This window comes from Acinetobacter sp. 243_ASPC, assembly GCF_001054715.1.
Classification (GTDB): Bacteria; Pseudomonadota; Gammaproteobacteria; order Pseudomonadales; family Moraxellaceae; genus Acinetobacter; species Acinetobacter soli.
In genome coordinates this window covers 761-7,251 of the sequence record NZ_JVOR01000068.1, presented here as the reverse complement: position 1 = coordinate 7,251, position 6,491 = coordinate 761, and the positions used below count along the sequence as shown (strand labels likewise).

6 protein-coding genes and 1 pseudogene are annotated in these 6,491 nt (G+C 47.5%); 3 read left to right on the top strand and 4 right to left on the bottom strand.

The window, feature by feature from the left end; translation table 11 throughout:
• Window positions 1-427 (bottom strand): AarF/UbiB family protein (locus ADA42_RS06690; protein WP_048764260.1); only part of this gene is annotated, 427 nt, incomplete at its 3' end.
• 249 nt (window positions 428-676) lie between these two features.
• On the opposite strand from ADA42_RS06690, the gene ADA42_RS06685 reads away from it, so the two are divergent.
• Together ADA42_RS06685 and ADA42_RS06680 are read left to right on the top strand one after the other, a co-directional pair.
• Window positions 677-1,933: an SfnB family sulfur acquisition oxidoreductase gene (locus ADA42_RS06685; protein ID WP_048764262.1), complete on the top strand. Its 1,257-nt coding sequence runs from the start codon at window positions 677-679 to the stop codon at window positions 1,931-1,933.
• Between the two features lie 29 nt (window positions 1,934-1,962).
• The gene (locus tag ADA42_RS06680) at window positions 1,963-3,210 is read left to right on the top strand and encodes an acyl-CoA dehydrogenase family protein (RefSeq protein WP_048764259.1); all 1,248 of its coding nucleotides are present in this window, start codon (window positions 1,963-1,965) and stop codon (window positions 3,208-3,210) included.
• Window positions 3,211-3,231: 21 nt separating this feature from the next.
• Here ADA42_RS06680 and ADA42_RS06675 read toward each other — a convergent pair whose 3' ends face one another.
• Window positions 3,232-4,581, bottom strand: a complete 1,350-nt coding sequence (locus tag ADA42_RS06675; RefSeq protein WP_025095336.1) for an MATE family efflux transporter — start codon at window positions 4,579-4,581, stop codon at window positions 3,232-3,234.
• A 23-nt stretch (window positions 4,582-4,604) separates the two neighbouring features.
• Window positions 4,605-5,066 carry a DMT family transporter gene (locus tag ADA42_RS06670; RefSeq protein WP_004932643.1) on the bottom strand — a complete coding sequence of 154 codons (462 nt, stop codon included), beginning with the start codon at window positions 5,064-5,066 and terminating at the stop codon, window positions 4,605-4,607.
• A 119-nt stretch (window positions 5,067-5,185) separates the two neighbouring features.
• On the opposite strand from ADA42_RS06670, the gene hemW reads away from it, so the two are divergent.
• Window positions 5,186-6,343: a radical SAM family heme chaperone HemW gene (hemW, locus tag ADA42_RS06665; RefSeq protein ID WP_048764257.1), complete on the top strand. Its 1,158-nt coding sequence runs from the start codon at window positions 5,186-5,188 to the stop codon at window positions 6,341-6,343.
• A gap of 67 nt (window positions 6,344-6,410) precedes the next feature.
• Here hemW and ADA42_RS18725 read toward each other — a convergent pair.
• Window positions 6,411-6,491: pseudogene (locus ADA42_RS18725) on the bottom strand (peroxiredoxin); the annotation flags it as partial.

Here is a 6,491-nt window from a genome sequence, read left to right as displayed (position 1 = left end):
CATGCAGTCTGGCCCGATGAACCTGACCAATCGATGCCGCGGCAAAAGGAGTGGGCTCAAAAGATTGAAACGCGACATCGAGTGGTTTTCCGAGTTCTTTTTCGACCTGAGTGCGAATAGTTGCAAAAGGTACGGCAGGTGCCTGACGTTGTAACTTGGCAATCGATTGTGCCACTTCTGGCGGAAAAATATCCTTGTACTGTGAAGCAATTTGCCCCACTTTCATCACCGCACCTTTCATTTCACCCAAAGTTTCTGCGATCTGAATACCAATATCTTGAAATAACTTGGTTTTTGCAGCAAGTTTCTGTTCTTCATCGGCAGTGAGATGTCGAATGGAGTTGGACACGGTTTTGGTTGCAATGCTGGCGGTCATGCCTGCAAGTTTCATAAAACGCCGACCCGGTGAGCTCGCATTTTTTGCCATCTGAAGTACCTTTTCGCTGCGGTTTTTTCAATTTTGATCATAGGTGACAAAGTATATATTTCAAAGTTTAAATTGTTTATATGCTGTTAATAATGCCGAGGAAACAAGGGTTTAAATAAATATTATTTTGAGAAAAGCTTAGCAAAAATCAATTCATAAACAATACGTTAATCCATATAAAGCATGGCAAATTTTGGTGATAAGGTGATAGCACAAATAAGTACAAATCAGTTTCAGGACGCACTCACCATGTCGAATTTAAATCTCAACCGTGCGCATGATTCTCGTAATCATCCAGTGCCACATCATTATTTTCAGCATACCGAAAATGCACATCGTATTCGTTCAGACCAAGAGGCCATTGAGATCGCACAGCGGCTGGCTGAGCGTTTTGTCCAAGAGGCATCACAGCGTGATCAAGCACGTCAATTGCCGCTGAATGAAGTTCAGGCTTTTTCGCAAAGTGGCCTCTGGGCCATTACTGTGCCAAAAGCATTTGGCGGTGCTGGCGTGTCATATCGCACCTTGGCCGAGGTAATTAAAACCATCTCCAGTGTCGACTCATCTTTGGGGCAGATTCCTCAAAACCACTTGGCTTTTATCGAACATCTTCGGCTCGATGCCAGTGAAGAACAGCAACATTTCTTTTTTGATTTGATTCTTCGAGGCGCGCGTTTAGGCAATGCATTTTCAGAAAAAAATGCCAGAACCGTTGCCGATTTACAGACCACCCTACGCAAAACAGCCACCGGTTATGAATTGAATGGCCAGAAGTTTTTCGCCACCGGCGCATTATTGGCCCACTGGATTCCGGTTGTGGCCATCAATGAAGAAGGGCTTCCGTATGCCGCTTTTATTCCTCAAGGCACCACAGGGCTGAACATTATCAATGACTGGTCGGGTTTTGGTCAGCGTACTACGGCCAGTGGCACTGTAGAGCTCAATCAGGTCGAGGTGACGGAGCAATATCTGGTTCCGATTTATCGGGCATTTGAACGCCCGACGCCGGCAGGTGCAATCTCACAATTTATTCAGGCTGCGGTCGATGCGGGAATTGCTCGCGGTGCAATTGATGAAACCATTCGGTATGTCCGTCAGCACAGTCGCCCATGGATTGATGCGGGCGTCGAACATGCCAGTCAAGACCCGTACACGATTGCCAATATTGGTGATTTAAAAATTAAGCTACGTGCAGCAGAAGCCGTGCTTGATCTGGCGGCCGATGAAATTGACCGTGCGATTGCTGAACCGACCGAACAGCAGGTGAATGAAGCCACCTTGCGTGTGGCAGAAGCCAAAGTCCTCACGACAGAAATTGCGCTGCTGGCCAGCAATAAACTGTTCGAATTGTCGGGCACACGTTCGACCTTGTCGGAATTAAATCTAGACCGTCATTGGCGCAATGCGCGCACGCACACTCTACATGATCCTGTGCGCTGGAAATATCATTTGGTGGGCAATTACTACTTAAACGGTATCCACCCGCCACGCCATGCGTGGAGCTAAATTGAAAACGAAAAGAATGGAGAATAAAAATGAGCCAATTTGAACTAATTAAAGAACAGCTTTCACTCGGTGGAGATTATGCGGCCGTTGCAGCAAAGTATCGTCCGATTTTCGCCGAGATTGCACAGGGAGCCTTAGCCCGTGAACAGCAGCGGATTTTACCCTTTGAGCAGATTGAACAGTTAAAGCAGGCCGGCTTTGGCGCCGTGCGTGTACCTGTGCGTTATGGTGGCGCAGGGCTGTCTTTACCACAGTTATTTGACCTCCTTACAGAGCTTGCAGCGGCAGATTCCAATATTGTGCAGGCACTACGTGGGCATTTTGCTTTTGTCGAAGATCGACTGGTGGCGCATAAAACCCAATCTCAAAAGCTTTGGTTTGAGCGCTTTGTGGCGGGTGAGCTGGTTGGCAATGCATGGACTGAAGTGGGGAGTGTGCAGATTGGTGATGTGATTACCCGCGTGATCCAAAATGCTACGGGGCAGCGTGTGGTCAGTGGTGAAAAGTATTACTCCACCGGAAGTATTTTCGCCGACTGGGTCGATTTATTTGCCTTCGATGAAGTGAGTCAGCAAAACGTGATTGCCGTGATTAACCGACATGCTTCAGGGGTGGATATTCAAGATGACTGGGATGGCTTTGGCCAGAAAACCACGGGTAGCGGTACGCTGAGCGTGAATGCAGTTGAGGTGCCGATTTCGCATATTTTGCCTTTCGATCAGCGATTTAAGTATCAAACTGCATTTTATCAGGTGGTGCACTTGGCCACGCTAAGTGGTATCGCTCAGGCGGCTGTGGCTAATTTTAGTGAAGAAGTACGTCACCGCACACGAATTTTTAGTCATGGCAATGCCGATCTGGTTCGCCATGATCCCCAAGTGTTACAGGTGATTGGTCAGGCTTCAGCACAAGCCTATGCCAGTGCTGCCATCACACGGCGTGCCGCGGCGGCTTTGCAAGATGCCTATTTAAGTCATTTTGCCGAGCAGCCAGAACAAGACGTTCAGGCCAATATTGCTGCTGAGCTTGAATCGGCACAAGGGCAGGTAGTGATTAGCCGTCTGGTTCTTGAGCTGACTTCGAATCTGTTTAACGCGCTCAGTGCCTCGGCAAGCAGCACGGCCAAACAGCTTGATCGATACTGGCGTAATGCACGCACCGTATCGTCGCATAATCCGATTATTTACAAAGAAAAAGCCATTGGTGATTGGGAGGTCAATCAGGCTGCACTACCGTTTGTGTGGCAAATCGGAGCCTCTCCTCGGCAGGCCAGCTAACGCATCAAGCTAGCTCAAACATCAAGCCTGCTGTGACAGTTTACGGTTGTTGCTGTACAAGCGTGCCAGCAACAACACACAGGCAATACTCAAGCCTAAAATCAAACCGAGCCAGATACCGGCCGGCCCCATCTCTAAACTACGTGACAGATACACCCCTACCGGAAATGCGATCACCCAATAGGCCACCAGCGTAATCCACATCGGGCCTTTGGTATCTTGCATACCACGTAAGCAGCCTGCCGCCCCAATTTGCCATGCGTCCATAAGCTGATAAGCCATTGCAAACAGCAACAACGACAACGCCACATCAAATACCTGTGGATCTTGAGTATAAATTGCAACAATTTGAGGACGGGCAAACCAGATTAAACACATGGTGCACAACGCGAAAAACGTGGCGGTGCCGAGCCCCAGTTTTTGTACACGACGCATCGAAATCCAGTTTTTTTCGCCGTAATACATGCCCACCCGAATGGTCAGTGCAATCGCCAGCGACATTGGAATCATAAAGAGCTGTGAGGTCACAGACATCGCAATTTGATGTGCAGCCACAACCGTATCACCAAGTGGGCTCAGTACAATTGCACCTGTGCTAAAAATACTGACTTCAAAAAACACCGCCAGACCAATTGGAAAACCCAGTTTTAAAATACGCTTGATGATCTGCGGATCAAGTTTTTCCCAGTGGGTAAAGATTTGCGTCGACTGATAAGCCTTGGCTCGGTACACATAATTGGCCAGTGTAATCAGCATTAACCATTGCAAAATGGCGGTCGCAAAACCACAGCCTGCACTACCCAAATGCGGAATAGGCCCAAGACCATACATAAAAATAAAGTTCAGCGGTACCAGTACCACCAAGGCCAATAAGCTAATCACGGTCACAGGTCTCGGGTGGCCCATGGCCTCCGAATAACCACGTAAGGCTGCGTACATGGTCACGGCCGGCATACCAAAGCCAATTGCATGTAAAAATAGTCCTGCTTTGGGTTGCAGGCTTTCAGGTACGCCAAGTACAGGCAGCAAAAAGGGCATGGTCTGCAAAATCAGCATGGCAATCAGCCCCAGACACAGCGCCACCCACAGTGACTGACGTACCAGTCCCGGAATTTTTTCTGGTGTTCGTGCACCTTTGGCTTCGGCCACCAAAGGGGTTGTGGCAATCATGATGGCACTAAACAGCAACATGATTGGCATCCAGAGGCCTACACCGACAGCAATCGCTGCCAAATCATTGGCCGAAAGATGACCGGCCATGATGGTATCAATCAGCCCCAGACCTGCCTGCGCAAATTGCGTGATCAAAATGGGCCACATCAACTGCAAAAGCTGTTTTAATTCAGTACCAAACCCTGAAACATTTGTCACAACACGTTATCCACTTAAAAAGGTTATCGCTGAAATGTAAAGATCACGCCAGCGAAAATCATGATCGCACCCAAAACACGCTGCCAGTTCACGGGAATTTTTTCATTGCCTAGCCAACCGAAATGATCGAGTAACATCGACATACCGAGCTGACCAAAAATGATCACCCCAGACAAGGTTAGAAACCCAAATTTAGGCGCAGTATAAATGCTCACACTAATTGCATAAACCCCTAAAAAGCCGCCTAACCAGAGATACCAAGGAATTTGCCCCAGTTGCGCGAGACTAGGTTTTGTTGCATCTTCAAAACTGACCAATAAACCAAGGACAATCGTGCCAATTAAAAAAGAAATAAACGCTGCTTGTAAGGGGGAATGTAACGATTCACGCAATTGTGTATTGAGCGCCGTTTGAATGGCCATGGCAATGCCAATACCGAGTGCCAAGGGTAAAAATAATAAGACTTGTGACGAGAGCTTGATCATTCTTTTTCCAGAACTTATTTTTATCTGCTCTCAGTCTAAAGCAATTCGATATGAATTGAAGCCTGTCCTGATTGGGTTCGTGTTAAAATAAGTGGCTTATTTTTGTTTGAGTTTCATTCTTGACTGCTTTGCTTAATCCCACCGATATTCCGCTATCGCTGTATATCCATATGCCGTGGTGTGTACGTAAATGTCCCTATTGTGATTTTAATTCGCATGCGGTACCCAATGGCGCATTGTCTATCGATTTGGAGCAACAGTATCTGCACGCACTGGTGGCCGATTTTGTAACGCAACTGGATTTTGCGCAGGGGCGTGCGATTCATAGTATTTTTATTGGTGGCGGAACACCGTCACTGATTTCGGCGCAGGGCTATCACTGGTTATTTACGCAGTTAAGTGCTCTGATTCCGTTTACATCTGGGTGTGAAATTACGCTTGAAGCCAATCCGGGCACGCTTGAGCATGATCCTTTTGCAGACTATTTGGCAGCCGGTATCAACCGACTTTCACTGGGTGTACAAAGTTTTGATTCGGCACATTTGCAGCGCTTGGGGCGGATTCACAGTGCGCAAAATGCCTTAGATGCCATTGGCTTGGCAAAAAAAGCTGGCTTTCAACGTGTCAATGTCGATCTGATGCACGGTTTGCCACAACAAACCTTTGAAGAAGCTATGTACGACCTGCACTGTGCGGTTGAACGCGGTGCCACGCATATCAGTTGGTATCAACTGACCATTGAACCCAATACGGTTTTTTTTAGAACCCAACCAGTTTTACCCGAAGATGATGTGCTTGAGCAGATCCAGACGGCCGGCGAAGCCTATTTAACCTCACAAGGCTTTATCAATTACGAAGTATCGGCTTGGCGTAAAGAGCAGCCATCGGCACATAATCTCAATTACTGGCAATTCGGTGATTATTTGGCTATTGGGGCAGGGGCACACGGCAAAGTTACACAACCCGACGGCGTTTATCGTTATCAAAAAACCCGTCTACCCAAAGACTATCTGGCCAAGGTGCCTGCCGAGCATGTGCAATGGAAAAAGATCGCAGCAGATGAATTACCATTTGAGTTTATGATGAATGCCTTGCGACTCAACCAAGGCGTACCGACAGCCTTATATGCTGAGCGAACTGGTTTGGAGATTGACGCAATTGCACCGACACTGGAGCAACTGCGCCAGAAAAAGTTATTGCAAGCCGATGTACAGCGTATTGCCTGTACCGAACACGGCCATATGTACTTAAATTCGGTACTCGATGCATTTTTATAAACTTGATCTGTTTCAATAAACAAAAAAAGCCCCTCAACTGAGCTGAGGGGCTTTTTATATGCCAGTCTTAAATTTTTCCGACCAGATCAATGGATGGTGCGAGTGTGCTGTCACCTTCTTTCCATTTGGCAGGGCAAACCTCATCTGG

Coding starts and splice junctions, on each gene's coding strand:
- ADA42_RS06685 (WP_048764262.1), top strand. CDS start 677: ATGTCGAATTTAAATCTCAACCGTGCGCATGATTCTCGTAATCATCCA.
- ADA42_RS06680 (WP_048764259.1), top strand. CDS start 1,963: ATGAGCCAATTTGAACTAATTAAAGAACAGCTTTCACTCGGTGGAGAT.
- ADA42_RS06670 (WP_004932643.1), bottom strand. CDS start 5,066: ATGATCAAGCTCTCGTCACAAGTCTTATTATTTTTACCCTTGGCACTC.